The sequence below is a fragment of the Acidimicrobiia bacterium genome (assembly GCA_041394025.1).
GTDB lineage: Bacteria > Actinomycetota > Acidimicrobiia > IMCC26256 > JAOSJL01 > JAOSJL01.
In genome coordinates this window covers 778,140-798,538 of sequence record JAWKJA010000003.1, presented here as the reverse complement: position 1 = coordinate 798,538, position 20,399 = coordinate 778,140, and the positions used below count along the sequence as shown (strand labels likewise).

General features: G+C 68.1%; 19 protein-coding genes. 12 read left to right on the top strand and 7 right to left on the bottom strand.

What is annotated here, in order from left to right; genetic code table 11:
• Positions 1 to 39 precede the first annotated feature (39 nt).
• Genes R3A49_11205 through R3A49_11195 form a run of 3 tightly spaced genes read right to left on the bottom strand, consistent with a single transcriptional unit; the run spans position 40 to position 2,331 of the window.
• The gene (locus tag R3A49_11205; protein MEZ5171300.1) at positions 40 to 1,527 is read right to left on the bottom strand and encodes a class I adenylate-forming enzyme family protein; all 1,488 of its coding nucleotides are present in this window, start codon (positions 1,525 to 1,527) and stop codon (positions 40 to 42) included.
• 13 nt (positions 1,528 to 1,540) lie between these two features.
• The gene (locus R3A49_11200; GenBank protein ID MEZ5171299.1) at positions 1,541 to 1,852 is read right to left on the bottom strand and encodes a hypothetical protein; all 312 of its coding nucleotides are present in this window, start codon (positions 1,850 to 1,852) and stop codon (positions 1,541 to 1,543) included.
• Between the two features lie 35 nt (positions 1,853 to 1,887).
• Entirely contained in the window at positions 1,888 to 2,331 is a 444-nt protein-coding gene (locus R3A49_11195) for a nuclear transport factor 2 family protein (GenBank protein ID MEZ5171298.1), read from the bottom strand.
• A gap of 202 nt (positions 2,332 to 2,533) precedes the next feature.
• Here R3A49_11195 and R3A49_11190 point away from each other — a divergent pair, with 202 nt between their 5' ends.
• The 3 genes from R3A49_11190 to R3A49_11180 all read left to right on the top strand — a co-directional run bounded on the left by R3A49_11190 (position 2,534) and on the right by R3A49_11180 (position 8,051).
• Positions 2,534 to 5,062: a CoA transferase gene (locus tag R3A49_11190; GenBank protein ID MEZ5171297.1), complete on the top strand. Its 2,529-nt coding sequence runs from the start codon at positions 2,534 to 2,536 to the stop codon at positions 5,060 to 5,062.
• Positions 5,059 to 6,300 (top strand): CoA transferase, encoded by a 1,242-nt coding sequence (locus R3A49_11185; GenBank protein ID MEZ5171296.1) that lies wholly within the window; start codon positions 5,059 to 5,061, stop codon positions 6,298 to 6,300. The genes R3A49_11190 and R3A49_11185 overlap by 4 nt, the downstream gene beginning before the upstream one ends.
• A 98-nt stretch (positions 6,301 to 6,398) precedes the next feature.
• The gene (locus R3A49_11180; GenBank protein ID MEZ5171295.1) at positions 6,399 to 8,051 is read left to right on the top strand and encodes an FAD-dependent oxidoreductase; all 1,653 of its coding nucleotides are present in this window, start codon (positions 6,399 to 6,401) and stop codon (positions 8,049 to 8,051) included.
• A gap of 15 nt (positions 8,052 to 8,066) precedes the next feature.
• Here the strand turns inward: R3A49_11180 and R3A49_11175 are convergent, their stop codons facing one another.
• Positions 8,067 to 8,981 carry an enoyl-CoA hydratase-related protein gene (locus R3A49_11175; protein MEZ5171294.1) on the bottom strand — a complete coding sequence of 305 codons (915 nt, stop codon included), beginning with the start codon at positions 8,979 to 8,981 and terminating at the stop codon, positions 8,067 to 8,069.
• Between the two features lie 218 nt (positions 8,982 to 9,199).
• Here R3A49_11175 and R3A49_11170 point away from each other — a divergent pair, with 218 nt between their 5' ends.
• The 5 genes from R3A49_11170 (at position 9,200) to R3A49_11150 (ending at position 14,174) form a co-directional block, all read left to right on the top strand.
• Positions 9,200 to 10,030 (top strand): electron transfer flavoprotein subunit beta/FixA family protein, encoded by an 831-nt coding sequence (locus tag R3A49_11170; GenBank protein MEZ5171293.1) that lies wholly within the window; start codon positions 9,200 to 9,202, stop codon positions 10,028 to 10,030.
• The gene (locus R3A49_11165) at positions 10,027 to 11,019 is read left to right on the top strand and encodes an electron transfer flavoprotein subunit alpha/FixB family protein (protein ID MEZ5171292.1); all 993 of its coding nucleotides are present in this window, start codon (positions 10,027 to 10,029) and stop codon (positions 11,017 to 11,019) included. Before R3A49_11170 ends, R3A49_11165 begins: the two co-directional genes overlap by 4 nt.
• A 17-nt stretch (positions 11,020 to 11,036) precedes the next feature.
• Positions 11,037 to 11,438 carry an OB-fold domain-containing protein gene (locus tag R3A49_11160; protein MEZ5171291.1) on the top strand — a complete coding sequence of 134 codons (402 nt, stop codon included), beginning with the start codon at positions 11,037 to 11,039 and terminating at the stop codon, positions 11,436 to 11,438.
• Between the two features lie 61 nt (positions 11,439 to 11,499).
• Complete coding sequence (locus tag R3A49_11155; GenBank protein ID MEZ5171290.1) at positions 11,500 to 12,681, top strand: transporter; 1,182 nt, start codon at positions 11,500 to 11,502, stop codon at positions 12,679 to 12,681.
• A gap of 11 nt (positions 12,682 to 12,692) precedes the next feature.
• The gene (locus R3A49_11150; GenBank protein MEZ5171289.1) at positions 12,693 to 14,174 is read left to right on the top strand and encodes an FAD-dependent oxidoreductase; all 1,482 of its coding nucleotides are present in this window, start codon (positions 12,693 to 12,695) and stop codon (positions 14,172 to 14,174) included.
• Between the two features lie 26 nt (positions 14,175 to 14,200).
• On the opposite strand, the gene R3A49_11145 is transcribed toward R3A49_11150, so the two are convergent.
• From R3A49_11145 to R3A49_11135, 3 genes are read right to left on the bottom strand one after another with little or no spacing between them, the layout of a single operon-like run.
• Positions 14,201 to 14,923, bottom strand: coding sequence for an EthD domain-containing protein (locus R3A49_11145; GenBank protein ID MEZ5171288.1), 723 nt, complete (start codon positions 14,921 to 14,923; stop codon positions 14,201 to 14,203).
• Between the two features lie 43 nt (positions 14,924 to 14,966).
• The gene (locus R3A49_11140; protein ID MEZ5171287.1) at positions 14,967 to 15,791 is read right to left on the bottom strand and encodes an enoyl-CoA hydratase-related protein; all 825 of its coding nucleotides are present in this window, start codon (positions 15,789 to 15,791) and stop codon (positions 14,967 to 14,969) included.
• 25 nt (positions 15,792 to 15,816) lie between these two features.
• Positions 15,817 to 16,893, bottom strand: a complete 1,077-nt coding sequence (locus R3A49_11135; GenBank protein MEZ5171286.1) for a TIGR03617 family F420-dependent LLM class oxidoreductase — start codon at positions 16,891 to 16,893, stop codon at positions 15,817 to 15,819.
• A gap of 146 nt (positions 16,894 to 17,039) precedes the next feature.
• Here R3A49_11135 and R3A49_11130 point away from each other — a divergent pair, with 146 nt between their 5' ends.
• From R3A49_11130 to R3A49_11115, 4 genes are read left to right on the top strand one after another with little or no spacing between them, the layout of a single operon-like run.
• Entirely contained in the window at positions 17,040 to 17,516 is a 477-nt protein-coding gene (locus tag R3A49_11130; GenBank protein MEZ5171285.1) for a Zn-ribbon domain-containing OB-fold protein, read from the top strand.
• Positions 17,517 to 17,557: 41 nt separating this feature from the next.
• Complete coding sequence (locus R3A49_11125; GenBank protein MEZ5171284.1) at positions 17,558 to 18,787, top strand: lipid-transfer protein; 1,230 nt, start codon at positions 17,558 to 17,560, stop codon at positions 18,785 to 18,787.
• Positions 18,788 to 18,795: 8 nt separating this feature from the next.
• Positions 18,796 to 19,221, top strand: a complete 426-nt coding sequence (locus R3A49_11120) for a Zn-ribbon domain-containing OB-fold protein (GenBank protein ID MEZ5171283.1) — start codon at positions 18,796 to 18,798, stop codon at positions 19,219 to 19,221.
• The gene (locus tag R3A49_11115) at positions 19,218 to 20,399 is read left to right on the top strand and encodes a lipid-transfer protein (GenBank protein MEZ5171282.1); all 1,182 of its coding nucleotides are present in this window, start codon (positions 19,218 to 19,220) and stop codon (positions 20,397 to 20,399) included. Before R3A49_11120 ends, R3A49_11115 begins: the two co-directional genes overlap by 4 nt.

Below are 20,399 nucleotides of genomic sequence, written 5' to 3'. Positions count from 1 at the left end.
CGGTGCTCGAGAAACCGGGGCTCGGCTGACCGCCCGGCGTCACTGCTCGAGATCGGCGCGCACCTTCCGTCGCAGCAGCTTGCCCGTTTCGCTGTAGGGGAGTTCGTCGCGGAACTCCACCCGCGACGGGGAACGCGAGGAGCGCAGCCGGTCCGTGACCCAGAGCTGGATCTCCTGTTCGCTCACGGAACAACCGTCCCGCGTGACGATGACGGCTGCGGGGGCCTCGCCCCACTGTGCATCCGCCACTCCGACGACGGCGCAGTCGGCGACGGCCTCGTGGCCGAGTATCACGTCTTCGATCTCACCCGGTGAGATGTTCTCGCCGCCGCGCACGATGATGTCGTCGATGCGACCGTCGAGGAACAGGTAACCCTCGCTGTCGAGCCGGCCGCCGTCGCGGGTGGGGAACCAGCCGTCGGCGTCGAGCCTGCTGCCCTGATCGAGGTACTCGCCGGCGACCTGTTCGCCGCGTACGAAGATCTCACCCCGCTCACCCGGCCCGAGGGCCTCTCCGGCCTCGTCGCGGATCTCGAGTTGCACACCGGGTAGCGGGGTCCCGAGCGACGTGAGCCGCCGGCGGATCTCCGGGTCGTCGCTCTCGGCGGCCGTCCGGTGATCGTCGGGTGTCAGGATCGTGATCGTCGAACTGGTCTCCGTGAGCCCGTAGGCGTTGGTGAAGTCGGTTCCGGGTAGGAGCTTCATCGCCTTCTCGATCACCCCGAGGGGCATCTTGCTCCCGCCGTAGGAGAGGGCCCGGAGGTACGGAAGCTCGACATCGCCGGCGCTCTCGAGCGCATCGACGATGCGTACGAGCATGGTGGGCACGACCATCGCGTTCGTGATGCGTTCCGAGCGGGCCAGCTCGATCCAGGCCTCGGCGGAGAAGCTCTCGAGTTGCACGATCCGACGACCCGCGTAGACGGAGCTCGCGATCGACGCTGCACCTGCGACGTGGTAGGGAGGCACGCTGATGAGCGCCGCGTCGTCTTCGGCCGCCGACCCGAACTCGACCGAGCCCAGGATGTAGGAGACGAGGTGCTTGTGGCGGAGTAGAGCGGCCTTGGGAGCGCCGGTCGTGCCGCTCGTGAAGAGGAGCACCGCGATCTCCTCGGGGTCGAGAGACCAGCTCGCTTCGGGGGCCGAGCCGGCCCTGGCCCGCTCGACGAAGTCGTCGCGCTCGACCAGCGTCGTGCCCGGCGGGAGCGAGAGGCGCTGCGCGGATTCGGCCTCTGTCACGAGAAACGCGGGTGACACGCGTGCCAGGAGGGCATCGAGCTCTGCGCCCGTCAGCCGGTAGTTGAGCGGAGCGAACGGCACACCCGCCCAGGCGCTCGCGAACAGGCCGATCGGAACGGCGAGGCTGTTGACGTCGAGGACCGCCGTGTACCCGGACCCCGACGCCGAGATCTCGGACGCGGCGGTTCCGGCGGCATCGAAGAGCTCCGAGTAGGTGAGCACCTCGGAACCGTTGGTGAGTGCCGGCCGGTCACCGAAGCCCGATGCCGCCATCTCGAGCAGCATCATGAGGTTCACGGCGTCAGTCCGATGACGGAAGTGGCTTCGCGTCCTTCAGCTCGAGGAGCTCGCCGTTGACGCCGATCGATCCGTCACCGGGCTTGGTGCACAGGACCTCGAGGTCGCCGTCGCTGTTGGTGTAGCGCTTCCCGAGGACGGTTCCCTCGGCGGCGTCGGGGGAAACCGCGGCCCCTTCGGGGACCTCCTCGTCGATGCCGATCATTCTCACTCCGCCACAGGTCATCTCCAGGTCATCGTCGGGCGCGGCGACCACCATCACCTCGGTGGCGCAGACCGCACTGCGGAGCCGGGAACCAACTGCCAATCGAGCCATCGTCGTTCAGACCTCCCGCTACCTGCTGCTCGTCCTCACGAAACCTTCGACGCCCCACGAAGGGACGCGAAGGCACACATCGTCACCTTGCGCGACTGGAACTTCCACCCGCCGTCGACTCGAACATAGCGGTCGTCGTAGTAGCCCGACCCCAGGAGATCCTTGCCGTCCACGGTGGCCCTCAGGTCGAGATAGCAGGTTCCGCTCGCGACATCGCCGTCGAGGTCGATGACGTGGTTGTGCACGAACGGGTGGAAGACGTCGTCGCCGAGCATCTCCTCGAAGCCCTCGCGAAGCGCCCGGCTCCCGCTGAGCGGCGGTAGATCCGGGGTCTCCATCGTGGCGTCCTCGGCGAAGAGCTCCACGATGGCCGCGATGTCCTTTCTCCACACGTGGTGGGCGTAGCGCCGCGGCAGGTCGCGGATGGCTTCCCGATCCGCCAGCTCGCGCAGGGCGGCCTCGCTGTGCGTTCGTGCCATGGGCGCCACCGATCCTCGTCGCCCACCGGTGCAGTGGGAGCTGTTGCTCACCGATGGTCGGGAAAACCCTACAACATTCCGGGAAACCTAACCAACTGGTAGGATCCGTCGTTCCACCGGTGCCCGGTGGGCCAAGAGCATGGGCCGAGAAGCATGACGGGTCGAATCGCGTGACGGGTCGAATCGAGGGAGGTGCGAAGCGGTGAGCAGCGCCCTCGGGGACGTTGTCGTCCTCGACCACACCACCGAGATGTGGTCGTCGCTGGCCGCAGCGCTACTGGGTGACTTCGGCGCACGGGTGATCCGCATCGAGGATCTCTCCGTGCCCGCCCGGGACCCGAATCGCGACGGACAGCATCCCCGCGAGGCCTTCGACGCCGAGGCCGAGCTGATCCACCGCAACAAGCGCAGTGTCGGCCTCGACCTCCGCGACGTGAGGGGGCGGGTGATTCTCGAACGCCTCGTGGCAGGCGCCGACGTGTTCCTCACCGATCTCCCCTTCGAGACGCTCGACAGGGAGGGCCGGAGCTACGCGGACCTCACCGAGTTGAACGCCGGGATCATCTACGCACGTGGGTCCGGGTTCGGCCCGTCGGGACCCGCCCGCGATCTGGCGGCGCTCGACGAGCTCGCCGCGGCCCGTACCGGTGTGATGCCGACGCTGGGTCAGCCCGGCCAGCCACCCGTGTACACGGGGGTCGGCCAGATGTACACGTCGGTCATGTTGGCCTTCGGCATCATGACGGCGCTCCACCATCGCGCCGAGTCCGGTGAGGGCCAGGTGGTGGACGCCTCCCTCTTCGGCGGGAACATGTACGCCGCCTCCTTGAACGTCGACGCCTACCTCGCCATGCGCGACGACCGCCTCTCGGAACGTGTCGCACGCCTCGACGCCGGGAACCCGATGAGCGGTGCCGGTCTGGCCTACCCCACCTCCGACGGTCGTTGGGTGACGCTCACGATGCCCGACAGCGACCGCTGGTGGCCCGCCTTCTCGGAGGTGATGGGTCTGGATGTCGACGACCCGCGCTTCGACACCCACGACAAGCGCTGTGGCGAGAGTCGCCACGAGATGATGCAGCTGCTCGACGATCTCTTCTCCCGGCAACCGGCGGCGTACTGGCGCGAGCGCTTCGACGAGTATCAACTCTCGGCCGACATCATGGAGAGATACGACTACCCCGCGCAGTACGAACAGGCGTTCATCAACCACTACATCCTGAACCTCGAACACCCGAGCTACGGCCGGTACCAGAGCCTGGGTTTCCCGATCCACATGAGCGAGACACCGGCCCGGCTCCGGCGCATGGCCCCCGGCATCGGTCAGCACTCGGCGGAGATCCTCGACGACACGCTGGGCTACTCCGACGCCGAGATCGAGGAGCTGGAGGCCGACGGGGTCATCGGTACCGTCCGGTCGGACGCGACACGCAGCATCTCCCCGGGGGTCTCCGAGGGCAGCTCTGACGAGGGCGGCGACGCGAACGGCAGCGAAGCGGGTGGCGCCCCCCACGACGCCGGTACGACCAAGGCCCTGGAGGGCATCCGCGTTCTCGATCTGACCGTGTGGTTCCAGGGCCCGATCTGTGCCCAGCACCTCGCCGACTTCGGCGCCGAGGTCATCCACGTCGAGCGGCCCGGCACCGGCGACCAGGCCCGGGGTGTGCGCAGCATCAACGCCATACCCATCGCCGACTGGAACCAGTACTTCCTGGTGGTCAACCGCAACAAGAAGAGCATGGCGATCGACCTGAAGACCGACGAAGGGCGCGACGTCCTCCACAGGCTCGTGGCGGAGTCCGACGTCTTCCTCTGGAACCAGGGCATGGCGAACCTGAAGACCCTGGGTCTCGACTACGAGACGCTCTCGTCGATCAATCCCCGTCTGATCTACGTGACCAACAGCGGTTACGGCCACCGGGGCCTGAACAAGCCGGCGTTCGACATGACCGTCCAGGCCCTCACGGGCATCATGACCCGCCTCGGCGAACCGGGACAGCCTCCGATCTATCTCGGCCTGGGCGCCGGCGACGCCTACGGTGGCCTGCTGTCTGCCCTGGGCATCATGCTGGCGCTGCACCGGCGGCGGGAGACCGGTGTCGGCCAGTACGTCGACGCGTCGCTGCTGGGGGCGCAGCTGTTTCTCGCGGCGCCGACGCTCCAGGCGTACCTGGCGACCCACAGGAGCTTCTACTCCGACCAGCGGTCGCGAAGAGACGTCGGCAACCCGCTGTGGAACCTGTATCCCGCCGAGGACCGCTGGCTCTTCGTCTGCCTCGAGAACACCGACGAGAACTGGTCGGCATTCTGCGCGGCGCTGGAGCGCGACGATCTCGCGACCGATCCCCGTTTCGCCGATGCCGAACGGCGTGCCGAGAACGCCGGTGCCCTCGTGGATCTCCTCGACGGCGTCCTGACTGAGCGGGAGGTGGAGGAGTGGATGACGCGTTTCCGCTCGTGTGGCGTGACCGCTGCCCCCGTCGACGCCTTCAAGGACCTGGCCGCGGACGAGCAGGCCCGGGCCAACGACTACGTCCTCACGGCCCACTGCGACGCGGTGGACCGCGACGTCGAGTTCCGCGGGCTGCCCGTGACCCTCAGCCGGACACCCGGCCACGTGGAGACCCTGGGGCCCGAGCTGGGCCAGGACACGGAGTTGATCCTCCTCGACACGCTCGGCTGCTCGTGGGACGAGATCAGTGAGCTCAAGGCGAAGGGAGCGATCCCGTGAGCGCCGGCTCCGACGATCCGCACGACGCGTCCGGTCCCCTCGGTGACCTCCGCGTCCTCGAGATCTCCACGATGATGGCGGGGCCCTACGCCGCGACCCTGCTCGGCGACCTCGGTGCCGACGTCCTCAAGATCGAGTCCCCCTACGGCGATGAGAGCCGCCACCTCGGGCCCGAGCGCAGCGGGGAACGCTCGGCCTTCCTGAGCCTGAACCGCAACAAGCGCGACATCGTTCTCGACCTCCGCAGACCCGATGCCCGTGAGGTCTTCGGGCGCCTGGTGGAGACGGCCGACGTGGTCATCACAAACGTCCGCGAGCCGGCGCTCTCGCGCCTCGGGCTCGACTACGACGCGGTACGCAGCCACCGCCACGACATCATCTGGATCGGTGTGACCGCCTTCGGGCCCGAGGGTCCCTACGCCGGTCGGCCCGGCATCGACTTCCTGATCCAGGGCTACGCGGGACTGCTCGCACTGAACGGTGAGCCCGACGGCCCACCCGTGCGGGTCACGATCCCCCTGATCGACACCCTCACGTCGGTGCTCGTCACGACGGCGGCGCTCGCGGCCGTCCACTCGCGTGGTGCGACCGGTGAGGGCCAACGCATCGACATCTCGCTTCTCGACGCCCTGGTGCACGCGCAGGCAGCAGGTCTGGGAAGCTACCTCGTGACGGGTGACGAGACGCCACGCACGGGGAACCGCAGCCTCTACTTCGCGCCGTCGGGGATCTACGGCACGAAGGACGGTCGGTCGATCGTCATCACGTGTCCCTCCGAGCGCTTCTTCGAGAAGCTCTGCACGGCGCTCGACACGGACTGGCTCCAGGATCCACGTTTCGAGAGCATCGAACGTCGCCTCGAGAACGAGGACGCACTCGACAGTGCCATCGAGGCGCGTTGTCGCGACTTCGACGCCGACGAGCTGCTCGAACGCCTCACGGCGGCAGACGTGTTGAGCGCACCGCTCAACGAGGTTCGGGACGTCGTGGAGGATCCCCAGATCCTCCACAACCGGATGATCGTCACCACCGAGCACGACACGCTCGGGCCGCTGCGCCTGACGGGTGTGCCGATCCACTTCGCCGCCACACCCGGGAGTGTGCGACGGCCGCCACCTCTCCAGGGGCAGCACACCGAGGAGGTCCTCTCGGAGCTCGGCTACGGGCCCGACCGGATCGCCGAGCTGGTGCGTGACGGAGCCGTCGCCACGGGCGTCGAGTTCGAGAACGCCCCGTGACACGTCCGATCCCATGTCTGCGATGACGAGAACTGCGATGACGAGAACTGTGATGACGAGAACTGTGATGACGAGAACCGTGATGACAGGAGCGCTCCGTGGCTGATGACCTCTTCGACTTCGATGCCGATGTACTCGTCGTGGGGACGGGGGGTGCCGGATTCGCCGCCGCCATCACCGCCGCGGTCGAAGGTGCCTCGGTGGTGATGTTCGAGCGCAACGACCACATCGGCGGTACCACCGGAGCATCCGGCGGCACCGCCTGGATCCCGAACAACGCGTCACTTCGGGCCCAGGGCAAGGAAGACCCCCGCGACGACGCTCTGCGCTACATGTGCCGGATGTCGCACCCGCAGTACTACTGCCCCGACCACCCGACGCTCGGCCTGCCCGCCGACGCCTACGAGCTCATCGCCAACCACTACGACAACGCGTCCGCGGCGATCGACTACCTCACCGAGGCCGGCGTGTTCGACCTGTGCGCGGACACGCGAGCCCCCGATCCCGACAACCCGATGGAGATGCCGTCGGGCAACCTGCTCCAGGGCTTTCCCGACTACGGGGCCGATCTCGAGGAGAACAAGCTGCCCACCGGTCGGCACCTGTTCCCCACGCCCGGTACACCCGGCATGGTCGAGCAGCTCGAGCTCGGCGCCGAGAAGTACGGCGTCCGGGTCGTGATGGAGCATCAGGCGGTGACGCTGCTGCGCAACGAGGACGGCGAGATCGCCGGGCTCCAGCTGCGCCGCGGGCACCAGCCGGTGCTGGCGCGTGCCCGCAAGGCCGTGATCTTCGCGTCGGGTGGCTACGCGCACAACGCCGAGCTCGTCGAGCGGTATCTGCCCGGCCGCGTCTACGGCACGTGCTCGACGCTCGGCGCGCAGGGCGACTTCGTGCGCATCGGCCTCGAGGTGGGAGCCGCGCTCGGCAACATGAAGAACGCCTGGTGGAAGCAGGTGCCCCTCGAAGCCGCCCTGGCGTCGCCGACGCCGCCGAGCGTCTGGTTGCCGTGGGGCGACAGCATGATCCAGGTCAACAAGTACGGCCGCCGGGTCGTCAACGAGAAGATGGGGTACTCCGACCGGTCTCAGATCCACTCCGTCTACGACCCGACCCGACGCGAGTACCCCAACCTCCTGCTGTTCATGATCTACGACGACGCGGTCGCGAGCTCCGAGAGCATGGACGGGATGCGCCAACCCCTGCCGCTGCCCGGCGACCCGGACCCCGGGTTCGTGATCAAGGGGGAGACGTGGGACGACCTCGCGGCCGAGGTCGACGCCCGTCTCGCCGAACTCGAGGAGCACACCGCGGGCCTCCGGCTCGATGCGTCGTTCTCCGAGAACCTCGCCGCCACGATCGATCGCTTCAACGGCTTCGCCGCCACGGGCACGGACCTCGACTTCCACAGGGGCGAGGGAGCGATCGACCGGGCCTGGAACGGCCCCAACCGTGAGGGGTCACCGAACCCGACGCTCGCGCCGTTCGCCGAGGAAGGGCCCTACCGCTGCATCATCGTGGGCGCCGGCACGCTCGACACCAACGGCGGCCCGGTCATCAACACGAGCGCGCAGGTGCTCGACGGCCACGGTACGCCCATCCCGGGACTCTACGGCGCCGGCAACTGCATCGCCTCACCGGCCGGCCAGGCGTACTGGGGCCCGGGCGCGACGATCGGCCTGGGTATCACCTACGGGCACCTCGCCGGACGCGCCGCCGCCGCCGAGGCCGAGAAGCACTTCGACGTCTGATGACGTCTGATCCGGCTACGTCCCGGATCTGTCGGACTCCCCGTCGGGATCCCCCTGCTCGTTCTCGTAGGCGTCCACCAGCTCCGCGCGCATCCGGCGCTCCCGTTCGCGAAGGGACCAGAAGCGGGGCGTGCGCTTCTCGGTGAAGGAGGCCCCTCCCTCCTTGCCCTCGGGCATGTCGAACCAGTCGGGGTAGAACTGGCTCGAGATGACCCCCATGTCGGCGTAGCCGTCCATCTCCTGGTCGAAGGCGGCCTTGAGGATCTCGAGACACCCCGGGCTCACGGCCAGGAGCTCCTCGCACCACGCATCGACCTCGTCGCCGAGTCGGTCGAGGGGAACGACCTTGTTCACGAGGCCCATCTCGAGAGCGTCTTCTGCGGAGTAGCGGCGACAGAGCATCCACATCTCGCGTGCCTTCTTGGCGCCCACGACCTTGGTGAGGTAGGGGACGAAGAAGCCGTCGGCGGGACTCGACACCCTCGGCCCGGCCTGACCGAACCTGGCGTCGTCGGCGGCGATCGTGAAGTCGCAGCAGTAGGCCATGTGGTTGTGGCCACCGAGGCAGTAGCCCTGCACCGCGGCGATGACCGGCTTGCGCGAGAGCCGGATCAGCCGGTTGTGGGGATAGCGGTTGTAGAAGGCGTCGCGCAGGCCCCAGCGCTCCCACTCCACGTTTCCCCCCGCACCGAAGTTGCGACCACTGCCGGCGACCACGATCACGCCGATCGACGTGTCGTGGCTCGCGTCGTAGAAGGCGCGGAACATCTCGTCGACGGTGGCGAGCGTCATGGTGTTGTAGTCGTCGGGCTTGTCGATGGTGACCCGCGCCATTCCGCCCTCGAGGTCGTCGTGGTACTTCTTCTCGTAGCGGATCTCGGCGAAGTCGAAGCCGTCGCCTTCCACCCGTTCCCAGTCGGTCCAGGCCATTTCGTTTCTCCTCCCGTCGGGGTCGTTCACGGGGTCGGGTTCACGGAGCCGGGTTCACGAGCCCCCCGTCTTGGTGCGCCTGCCGTTTCCGTGGGCGGAGTTTGAGCGCAGCGGTGCGGGGGTCCTACCATCTGTGTTGGAATCCTCACCGGTTGGTAGTGAAGTATCACCATAGCGTTCAACCCGGACCGCACCGGAAGGTGCCGAAAGGTGATCGTATGCGAGTCGTCGTCTGCATCAAGGAGGTCCTGGACCCCGACGCCGTCAACGCCTACGCGCTCGCCGGTCGTCTGGAGATCGGCGACGACGACAGGACGCTCACCCAGACCACGATCCCCCGGCTGATGAACGCCTTCGACGAGCAGGCGATCGAGGCAGCTCTGCGGATGCGCGACGCCGGCACCGAGGTCACGATCTGCGTCGTGTCGGTCGGCACCGAGCTGACGGTGCCGTTGCGCCACGCCCTGGCGCTGGGCGCGGACGAGGTCGTGGCCGTCGAGCCTCCGTCCTCCGCCGGCGACTGCCACACGGTCGCGGCGCTGCTGGCGGCGTTCGTCCGGTCCCGCGGAGGAGCCGATCTCGTGCTGTGCGGTCGCCAGGCGTCCGACGACGACCAGGGTGTGGTGCCGGCGCTGATCGGCGAGTCACTCGGCATGCCGGTGGTGGCCGTGGCGCGCGATGTGGAGGTGTCCGGTTCCGCAGAGGAGCCCGCGGTCCGGGTCGTCCGGGTGACGCCCGACGGCGACGAGGTCGTCGAGGCAGCCTGCCCCGCCGTGGTCACCATCAGCAACGAGCTCGGCGAGCCGCGCTATCCGACCATGCCCATGAAAATGGCGGCACGGCGTGTGGAACCGACCGTTGTCCCGGCTGCCGACCTCTCGCTCGACCCGCAGGATCTGGAGCCGCGGGTCGTGATGACGCGCCAGTTCGTTCCCACGGTCACGGGAGACTGCGAGTTCATTCCCGGAGACGAACCGGCGGAGATCGCCGACGCGCTGATCGGGCGACTCGTCGAGGAGAAGGTCCTTCGAGGCGGGTCGACAAGATGACGGACCCGGTGGTCGTGTGCACCTGGAGCGCCGCCGGCGACCAGCCGCTCGAGGAAACGGAGGCCGCGCTCACGCTGGGGCGCACGGTGAGCGCCGACCTCGGCGTCGATCTGCACTGGCTCGTGGTGGGTCCACCGCTCGACGGGGCCGACGAGACCGCCGGGAGGCACAGCGTCGCGGTCATCGACCGGATCGACGACCCGAAGCTGGACGACGCCCGGCCCGACGCCTTCGTCGAGGCGCTGGCCCAGTACTGCGCCTCGCATCCCAGCAGACTGCTGGTCTTCAACCAGAACTTCGCGACACGTCTCGTGGCACCTCGCGTCGCGGGCCGGTTGGATGTCGGCGTCGTGATGAACGGCACCGGCATCGAGGTCGACGGCGACCGCCTCGACGTGACGGCCGCCGGATACGGCGGTGACACGCGGGTGGTGTACGGCCACGGTGGTCCGGGCCCGTGCGTCGTCGGACTGCTGGCCAACGCCGTTGCCCCCGAGCCCGTCGAAGGTGCCGCCACGGCTCCCACGACGACGGAGATCGAGGTCGATCTCTCGGGTGTCGACGAGCGGATCCGCGTGCTCGAAGCCGCACACACCGAGGGTCCCCGCCTCGAGGACGCCGAGATCATCGTCGCGGGAGGCCGGGGGCTGGGTGCACCCGAGAACTTCAAGCTGATCGAGGAACTGGCGGACGTGCTGGGAGGGATGGCGGGAGCCTCGCGACCTCTCGTGGACGAGGGGTGGATCGACTCGTCGCGCCAGGTCGGCCTCACGGGCAAGATCACGCGACCCGCCCTCTACCTCGCAGCGGGGATCTCCGGCGCGACCCAGCACATGGTCGGGTGCTCGGCCGCCAAGACCATCGTGGCGATCAACACCGACCCCGACGCCGCGATCTTCCGTCACGCCCGCTACGGGATCGTCGGTGACTGCACCGAACTCCTTCCGGAGCTGATCCGGGCCGCGAGCGGGTCCGGTGACACCCGATGACGACGGGGAGCGCGCCGGTGATCGACGGCCTCTTCGGCGTGACGGCCGACGGACCGCGCCTGTTCGGCTCCCGGTGCAGCGCCTGCACGACCCCTTATTTCCCGAAGACCGCCCTGTGCCACAACCCCGAGTGCACCGAATCCACGATGGAGGACGCCGAGTTCGGCCCCCTCGGAACGGTGTGGAGCTCCTCGGTCCAGAACTACCCGCCTCCGCCGCCCGCCCGCTACGACGAGCCGTACGAGCCGTACGCGCTCGCCGTCGTCGACCTCGCCGACGGACTGCGTGTCGTCGGTCGCATGTCCACCGACGACCCGGCGAGTGTGCGGGCGGGCGACCGCGTGGAGCTCGTTGTGGAGCCCATCTACCACGAGGAAGACGGGAGCGAGGCAGTCAGCTGGATGTTCCGGCCGGTCTGAGACCCGAGATGCGAGACGAGCACCGAGACGAGCACCGAGACGAGTACGACGTGAGCACACGATGAGAGACGTAGCGGTCCTGGGCGTGGGAATGCACCCCTGGGGGAAGTTCCCGGAGCGCTCGGTCACCGAGCTCTGCCGGGAAGCCGTCGTGGCGGCGCTCGACGACGCCGGGGTCTCGTGGCGCCAGATCGAGGCGGTCGCCGCTGCCAGCTCCCGGTTCTCGGGCGGAAAGGGCTGGGGTCTGAACGGCAACGACGTCGTCGAGGACATGGGCTCCACGGGGATCCCCGTCTACAACATGTCGGCGGGTTGCGCCGCGGGCGGCAACGCCTTCAACGTCGGCCACGCCATGGTGGCCGGGGGTGCGCACGACATGGTCCTCGTCGTCGGCGGCGAGAAGATGCCCAAGGGCTTCATCCAGACGTCGGGTGTCGAGGAGGAGACCGACCCCGAGTTCCTGCGCCAGCGCTGCGTCGGGATGCCGGGCCCGGCCTTCTGGGCGCTGCTGTGCCGGCAGCGCATGGCCGAGTTCGGGACGACCGAGAAGCAGCTCGCCGAGGTCGCAGTGAAGGCCCACCGGATCGGCACGCACAACGAGAACGCACGCTTCCGCAAGGAGTTCACGCTCGAGCAGGTTCTCGAATCCAACATGGTGAGTGACCCGCTTCGCCTCTACGAGATCTGTCCCGTGAGCGACGGCGCGGCGGCCGCCGTCATCTGCTCTGCCGACAAGGCGCGCCAGATCGCGGGGGTGAACCCGGTCTGGGTCGCGGGCAGCGCGGTGGCCACGGCCCGCTTCGACGACGGCCTCCCACGCGGGCTGGCCGGTGTGGTGCCCACCGGCAGGACCCACCACAGCGAGGCCGCGCTCGCCGTGAGCGAGGCTCTCTCACAGGCGGGGGCGACGCCCGGGGACCTCGACTTCGTCGAGCTCCAGGACAACACCGTCTACTACGAGCTCGCCTTCCCGGAGGACTGGGGTCTGTGCGAGCCCGGCGAGGCCGAGCACCTGCTCGAGAGCGGCGAGACGATGCCGACCGGCACGATGCCGATCAACCCGAGCGGCGGCTTTCTCTGCTTCGGGGAGGCCACCACGGCCATGGGTGTCTTCCAGGTCTGCGAGATGACCTGGCAGCTGCGTGGTGATGCGGGGCCCCGCCAGGTGCCCGACGCCAAACTCGGTCTCGCGCAGACCCTCGGGCTGGGCGGAAACGGGACGGCAGTGGTTCTCAAGCGATAGGGAGCGGCGCAATGGACAACCACGACTACGAAGTCATCGTCATCGGCAGCGGGCCCGGTGGCCTCGCATGCGCGACGCTGCTCCAGAAGCGCGGCACGCAGACCCTGCTCGTCGAGAAGAACGACGCGCTCGGCGGCAAGATGATGAGCATCGACAAGGACGGCTGGGCCTACGACCTCTTCCCCCACGGGCAGGTTCCCATGCGTGGTTCGGCCTTCGAGACGGTCTTCGCCGAGCTCGGCGTGTCCGACGAGTTCGAGCCGGCACTCGAGCCCGACGATCCCCGCGACGTCGTCACCCTCTGCTACCGGCGTCGCGAATGGGACACGTACAAGACCGTGACCCAGAAGCAGGCGCTGGACGATCCCGAGCCCTTCTTCAAGCTGTGGGAGGCGACCGAGGACGAACAGGCCGCCGCACTCGCCGTGTTGACCGAGATGGTCACGATGTCGGACGCAGAGATCGGCGCACTCGACAACATGACGATGGAGGAGTGGCTCTCCGAACGTGACGTGCCCGCGCCCCTCTACAACTACCTGGGCTTCCACGCCAACGCGTCGCTCGCCGAGCCCCTCGATCTCGTGGCGGCGTCCGAGCAGATCCTGATCATGAAGCAGATCATGCTCCAGGGCGGAGGCGGCCAGTACAAGGGTGGCTTCGGCGGGCTCACCATGGTGATGGCACGCGAGTTCGAGAAGAACGGCGGGACCATCGTCACGAGGGCCAAGGTCGAGCGGATCACCGTCGACGACGGCGCGGTGACGGGCGTGGAGACCACGAAGGGCAACTTCTCGGCGCCCGTCGTCGTGAGCTCCGCCGGTATCCACCCGACGGTTCTCAAGCTCGTCGGCGAGGAGCACTTCGACCGGGGCTACGTCGACTACGTGAAGGGTCTCGTGCCCGGGTGGGCCTTCACGAGCGTCCGCTACTTCCTCGACCGGCCGGTCATGGACACGGCGATCTACGCGGTCTGGTCGGACGACAGCTGGCTCGACACGGCACGTTTTCGCAAGCAGAAGGAGGGTGAGGAGCCCGACGAGGTGATCCTCTTCATGTGCAACCACTCCTTCTACGACGAGCACGCCGCCCCCCCGGGCAAGCAGGTGCTGGTCTCGGGCACGGTCTGCTCACCGGACCCGGATGCCCGGGAGATCGAAGGCCTCTGGAGCTGCATGGACAGGCAGATGAAGGAGCTCTTCCCCGAGATCTGGGAGGCCACGGAACGCAAGGAGTACAACGGCCCCCGCCAGATCTCGGAGCTCACCCGCGACGCGGTCCTGCCCGGACAGGGTGGCGAGTGCGTCGGGCTCGCCCAGATCATCGGCCAGTGCGGGTCGATGAAGCCCAGCTCGGAGACGTCCGTTCGTGGTCTGTACCTGGCGGGCGCCGACGCCGGCGCCGCGGGCATGGGCACGCACCAGTCGGCCCTCTCGGGTATCGAGGTCGCCCGCCTCGCGCGCCACTGCCTCAACAAGATGTACAAGGCCCAGTGATCGACGACGGGGCCGGCGTGGACGTCCTACATCCTCACGAGCGCTGAGCGCATCACGTACCGGCTCGTCGGAACGACCTCGATCGTCGCCAGGTCGACGAAGCGCTGCACGCTGGTGAGCATCGTCTCCTGGCGTTCCGCCAGTCGCTCGTCGTCGCCCACAGAGTCGAAGAAGACCTGGGGGTCGGTCATCGCCGCCGCCGGGAACGCCTCCTCGACGATCGCGTCCCATGGCGTCGCTCCGTCGGTCAGGACACGGGTCACGACGTTCTGGACGTAGAGGAACGTGGCCTGGGTGTCGATGGCGATCCGCGTGTGGCTGTTCAGCCAGATGTCGAGCCACTCGTCGACCGTCAGGTCGGTGGGTCTCGTGAGAAACGCCAACTGGGCGAATCCGTCGACGCGCTCACCCGGCTCCGCCGGATGGAGCGTGTTCGCAACGGGCACCGACTCCGTGACGAGGTAGGCGGCCGAGGTCGCCGTGTTCTCGGCGATGGCCTGATCGAAGGGTTCCCGGAACTCGTCGACGGCACTGTCGATCCAGACCGACACGACCGCCTCGGCGGGAGTGGGCGAGGAGAGGATGCGGAGATCCTCAGCCGGTGCGACCGCATCGTCGGCCACGTTCACCTGCACACCGTGTGCCCCGAGCGCGGCGAGTCGCTCCGCCACCCTGCCCCGCAGCGATTCCCGCAGTGCCGACGAGTCCATGCCGGGCTCTGCCGTCACGCAGTACATGACCTTTTCCACGGAGTGGGACCTCCCTCTGCGCCGACCCCCACAGTCGGCGCTGCTAGTGCCCCTCGAAGTGTGGCCTGCGCTTCTCCACGAAGGCCTGTGTACCTTCACGGGCATCGGCCGTGTGGGCGGACATGGTGGCGGCCACGGCCTCGTAGTCGAGCATCTCGTCGAGGGTCGACGTGAGCGCCTTGTGGACGAAACGGCGAGCGAGGTCGACGGCCACGCTCGGGCCGCCCGCCAGCTGCTTCGCGTAGCGCAGCGCCGTCGGCAGGGCCTCACCCTCGTCGACGAGCTCGTCGATCAGTCCTTCGCGCAGGCACTCGTCGGCCTCGAGGATCCTGCCGGTTTCCACCATCATCAACGCCGTCGAGAGGCTGGTGACGCGCGGCAGGAACCAGGTGATGCCGCAGTCGGGCGCGAAGCCGAGGCGCACCATGGCAGCGCTCATCCGTGTCGTCGTGTCGGCGAAGCGCCGGTCGCAGGCCAGCGCAAAGGAGAGCCCCGCACCCATCGCCGGCCCGTGAACGGCGGCGATCACCGGCTTGTCGACCTCGACGATCATGCGCGTGAACTCGGCGACGGGCCCTGCGGGGGTCTTGCGCTGGTATCGCTCGAGAGGCACGTCGGAGAGCCCGGGCAGACCCCGTTCGTCGGATCCGCTCAGCCACTCGGCGTCGCCGCCCGAGCAGAAGCCGCGGCCGGCGCCCGTGAGCACGATCACGCGCACCTCGTCGCGCTGGCGGAGATCGCGGAACAGCTCGATCAGATCGCTCGACAGGTCCCAGCTGATCGCGTTCAGGCGCTCGGGACGGTTCAACGTGACGACACCGACCCCCTCGTCGACCTCGAAGAGGTACTCCTTTTCCCCGGATGCCATGTGGTTCTCTCCGTTCCCCGGGGAGTCATCCCCGTTGCAGTGCAGCGACCGTGTCGGCCACCCATTCCTCGTTCCTGCGCAGCGACGGTGAGAGGTCGAGAAGGACCGTCGAGTAGAGGTCGCCGCAACGCCGCTCGATCGTGGCGGCCAGTTCGTCGCATGTGGCGATGATGGCCCACTCGTCGAGCATCGTGTCACTGATCCGGCCCGGCATCTCCTTCCACCGGCCCTCCCGGGACATCTGGTGGAGCTCGAGGCCCACATCCGTCCAGCCGTGGAAGTCGAGGACGGCGTGGTAGGTGCGGGTGGAGGCGTAGAAGGCGATGTTCCGCTTCAACGCCTGTCTGGCGGCCTCGACCCCCTCGTCGTTCTCGGCGACCGCCAGGAACGGAGCGCCGATGATGTCCACGTCGTCGACCGGGCGCCCGCCGGTGGCGGCTCCCGCCTCGACGGCGGGGAGCACGACCTCGCGGGTGTAGCGGAACGTCGCGATCGGGTGGAGGCGCAACCCGTCGCAGCGCTCGCCGGCGAGGCGCGCCATGTAGGGGTTGACCGCAGCGAGGTGGATCGGGATGTGGGGATGCTCGATCGGACCCGGGTTGAAGAACGGGTTCATCAGCGTGAAGCGGTAGTGGTCGCTCTCGAAGGCGGGCGCTTCACCTGTCTCGAACGTCGTGAACATCGCCTCGAGGCATCCGATGTAGTCGCGCAGCCGCGGGCCGGGCGGGCCCGTCCACGACGACGCATAGCGGCGTTCCACATGTCCCCGGACCTGCGTGCCCAGACCCAGCTGGAACCGGCCTCCCGAGAGCTGTTGCAGGTCCCACGCCAGTTGCGCGGTCACCAGCGGGCTCCGGGGAAACGCGATCGCCACGTTCGTGCCCAACGCGATCCGCTCGGTGTGTTCGGCGGCGATCGCCAACGGCAGGAAGGGGTCGTGGCCGGCCTCCGGAGCCGTCACGCCGTCGAAACCGAGCTCCTCGGCCTTCCGGGCCGCGGCCGCGATGCCCGCCACGCCGACGGGCGCTCCGCCGTTCCCGGCGTCGTCGTGGGTGGGGGCCGACATGACGCTCTGGACACGCAGACCCCCGCTGCTCCCCATGCGATGTCCCTCCCGGTGCCCTCCTGCTGCGGGCCCCGCCACACTAGCCAAATGGTTACACATTGCTACCAACTGGTGAAGACTCCCTCGGAGTCGGTAGAGTCCGCCCAGCGGAAGACCGGAGATCAGGAGAGACCGGGAGTTCGATGACAGCAGCCGCAGACACCTCCGAGCAGCCGGCATCAGCGCAGTCGACGCCGGCGCAGCCGACACCGGATCAGATCCCGCATCCGGCGATGTGGGGGGTCCTCTACCGGAGCAGCACGCCGTTCTGGGAAGCAGTCACGCGCCACGAGCTGCAGTTGCAACGCTGCGCGGAATGCGGCCACTGGCTGCACCCGCCCCGGCCGATGTGCCCGAGGTGCCGGTCGGCCGAGTCGGAATGGGTCACGGCATCGGGTCACGGCACGATCTACAGCTGGGTCACGTATCGGGAGTCGCCCCACCCCGCGTTCGACGCGCCGCACTCCGTCGTGCTCGTCGAGCTCGATGAAGGTGTGCGCCTCGTGAGCAACCCCGTCGACATCCCGCCCGACGATCTCGAGATCGGGATGCCCGTCGAGGTCGTCTTCGAGGACGTCGACGACGAGCTGACGCTCTTCACCTTCCGGAGAGCGGCGTAGCCGGGTCGGCGTCCGCCGTCCCGTCGAGGAGGAGTCCGGGAATGCTGCAGGAGTACGTCGAGAGGCGCTACCGGCCGGACCGGAAGCCGAGCGTCGAATCGAACCTGATCAAGGACAACACGGCGATCGTCGGCATCGGCGAGACCGAGTTCTCGAGAGACTCCGGGCGTGACGAGCTCGACATGGCCTGCGAGGCCATCAAGGCGGCGGTCGACGACGCCGGGCTGACGATGGACGACATCGACGGCCTCGAAGGGTTCACGCTCGAGCGTACGTCCGCGCCCACCGTGATCGGCTCGCTGGGCATCCCGAACCTGAGGTTCGCCCACCAGATCAGCTTCGGAGGCGGAGCCGCCTGCGCGAACGTGATGCACGCGGCCGCGGCGGTGGCAACGGGGGTCGCCAACTACGTCGTCTGCTACCGGTCGTTGAACGAGGCGTCCGGGCACCGCTACGGGCGGGGCGACGGATACGTGGGGTACCTGAGCGAGGCGCCGACGCTGCACTACGGCTACTTCTTCCCGTTCGGACTGCTGACCCCGCTCTCCTGGGCCGGCATGTACGGCATGCGGTGGATGCACGAGTACGGAGTCGAGCCCGAACACATCGGTTGGTACCCGGTCGTGCTCCGAGAGAACGCCCAGCGAAATCCGAGAGCGATCTTCCACGACAAGCCGATGACGCATCAGGACTACATGGACTCCCCGATGATCGTCGAACCGCTACGTCTGTTCGACTGTTGTGTCGACACCGACGGCGCGGCGGCCCTCGTCGTGACCACCGCCGAACGGGCCAAGGACCTGAAGCAGCCACCCGCCCACATCCTGGCGGCCGCGCAGAGCTGTCCGCCCGAACAGGAGATCCAGACCTCCTACAACCGGCCGATCATCACGGGCCTGCCGGAGACGTGGTACATGGCGGAGGAGCTCTTCCGGGTTGCCGGTGTCAGCCGCGCCGACATCGACGTCGCCCAGTTGTACGACCCCTTCAGTCTCGGGGCCCTCGTCCAACTCGAGGAGCTCGGCTTCTGCGAACGCGGCGAGGGCGCGGCGTTCTGTGACGGCGGCGACCGGATCAGGCCCGGTGGTGAGCTCCCGCTCAACACGTCGGGCGGCCTGCTCTCGGAGGCCTACATCCACGGCTACAACCTGATGAACGAGGCGGTGCGACAGATCAGGGGCACCTCCACGAGCCAGGTGGAGGACGCGGAGCTGAGTCTGGTCACGGGTGGTCCCGGAGTGCCGACGAGCGGTTTCATCCTGAGGAGGTAGCGCGACCCATGGAATACGTTCCGGGAATACCAATCCTGAAGCCGTCGATCGACGCCGACAACAAGCCGTTCTGGGATGCGGTCGCGAATCACGAGCTCGTGCTGCAGAAGTGCGGAGCCTGTGACATCTACTACCAACCTCCGCGGCCGATGTGTGCCGAGTGCAAGTCCATGGACACCATGGAATGGGTCCCGTCCTCGGGTCGGGGACACATCTACTCCTACGTCAACTTCACGACCGACCGGATGGCCTACCCGGCCATGAAGGTTCCGTACTCGGTCGTGCTCGTCGAGCTGGAGGAAGGGATCCGGCTCGTCAGCAATCTCATGGACATCGAACCCGACGAGGTCGAGTTCGGGATGCCGGTCGAGGTGGTCTTCGACGACATCTCCGACGACCTGACGCTCTACAAGTTCAAGAGGCGAGCCGCGTGAGGGAGACGAAGACGATGCCGAGCATCAGAGACGCCGCTGCCGTCGTGGGCGTGGCGACGACCGGCTTCTCCACCGACTCCGGGCGTACCGAGTACTCGCTGGCCGCCGAGTGCATCAAGGCGGCCGTCGACGACGCCGGCCTGCGTCCCGAGGACGTCGACGGCATCGTGAAGGACGTGGTCGACGGCATCGATGCGATGTACATCCAGAAGGCGCTCGGCATCGACAACCTCACCTATGCGGGCGACTCGCGTTACGGGACCCTCCCGCTGCTGAACGCGGTGACCGCCGTCGCTGCGGGCATCGCCACAACCGTCGTGTACTACCGGTCGGCGAACAACGCGTCGGGACGGCGCGCAGGCTCGGATTTCCGCGCTGCGAAGGAGACCAAGGACGAGTCGTTGGACATGATCCGCTACGACTTCCACGCGCCCTTCGGTCTTCTCACACCCGACGCCTCGATCGGCATGGCCGTGCGCCGGTACATGCACGAGTTCGGGGCCTCGGCCGAACAGATCGGGTGGGTGCCGGTCGTCTGCAGCGAGCACGCGGCCAAGAACCCGCACGCCATCTTCTACGACGCACCGATCACCCTCGCCGACTACATCGATGCCGATGTCGTCGTCGATCCTCTCCGTACCCTCGACTGCGCTCCCGACGTCGACGGAGCGATCGCCATCGTCGTCACGACGGCCGACAGAGCGGCGGACCTCGCGCACCCACCGGCCTTCGTGATGGCGAACGCGCAGGGCACGTCCACCGAGGGCGAGCAGCTGTCGAGCTACAGCCGACCACGACTGTCGGAGCTCCCCGAGATGCGTCTCATGGGTGAGGAGCTGTACCGGGTGGCAGGGATCGGGCCGGACGACATCTCGGTGGCGCAGCTCGACGACCGCTTCGCCCCGCTCGTGCCCCTGCAGCTCGAGGCACTCGGATTCTGCGCCGAGGGCGAGGGAGCGGCCTTCTGCGAAGGGGGCGACGCTCTGCGTGTCGGCGGCCGCCTGGCCCTGAACACGAACGGCGGCTTCCTCGGTGAGGGCTTCGCGTACGGGGCGAACATCATCGAGGCGGTGCGCCAGATTCGGGGAACGTCCTCCAACCAGGTGGGCGACGCGGAGGTCGTCCTCGTCGCCAGCGGCGCCGGCGGGCCCGCGGACGGCTGCATTCTCAGAAGGTAG

What these genes read in the sequence shown, in the direction of transcription:
- R3A49_11120 (MEZ5171283.1), top strand. Translation starts at nt 18,796, where the DNA reads ATGGAATACGTTCCGGGAATACCAATCCTGAAGCCGTCGATCGACGCC.
- R3A49_11205 (MEZ5171300.1), bottom strand. Translation starts at nt 1,527, where the DNA reads ATGATGCTGCTCGAGATGGCGGCATCGGGCTTCGGTGACCGGCCGGCA.
- R3A49_11135 (MEZ5171286.1), bottom strand. Translation starts at nt 16,893, where the DNA reads ATGGGGAGCAGCGGGGGTCTGCGTGTCCAGAGCGTCATGTCGGCCCCC.
- R3A49_11200 (MEZ5171299.1), bottom strand. Translation starts at nt 1,852, where the DNA reads ATGGCTCGATTGGCAGTTGGTTCCCGGCTCCGCAGTGCGGTCTGCGCC.
- R3A49_11155 (MEZ5171290.1), top strand. Translation starts at nt 11,500, where the DNA reads ATGAGAGACGTAGCGGTCCTGGGCGTGGGAATGCACCCCTGGGGGAAG.
- R3A49_11175 (MEZ5171294.1), bottom strand. Translation starts at nt 8,981, where the DNA reads ATGGCCTGGACCGACTGGGAACGGGTGGAAGGCGACGGCTTCGACTTC.
- R3A49_11150 (MEZ5171289.1), top strand. Translation starts at nt 12,693, where the DNA reads ATGGACAACCACGACTACGAAGTCATCGTCATCGGCAGCGGGCCCGGT.
- R3A49_11165 (MEZ5171292.1), top strand. Translation starts at nt 10,027, where the DNA reads ATGACGGACCCGGTGGTCGTGTGCACCTGGAGCGCCGCCGGCGACCAG.
- R3A49_11195 (MEZ5171298.1), bottom strand. Translation starts at nt 2,331, where the DNA reads ATGGCACGAACGCACAGCGAGGCCGCCCTGCGCGAGCTGGCGGATCGG.
- R3A49_11140 (MEZ5171287.1), bottom strand. Translation starts at nt 15,791, where the DNA reads ATGGCATCCGGGGAAAAGGAGTACCTCTTCGAGGTCGACGAGGGGGTC.
- R3A49_11125 (MEZ5171284.1), top strand. Translation starts at nt 17,558, where the DNA reads ATGCTGCAGGAGTACGTCGAGAGGCGCTACCGGCCGGACCGGAAGCCG.
- R3A49_11130 (MEZ5171285.1), top strand. Translation starts at nt 17,040, where the DNA reads ATGACAGCAGCCGCAGACACCTCCGAGCAGCCGGCATCAGCGCAGTCG.
- R3A49_11170 (MEZ5171293.1), top strand. Translation starts at nt 9,200, where the DNA reads ATGCGAGTCGTCGTCTGCATCAAGGAGGTCCTGGACCCCGACGCCGTC.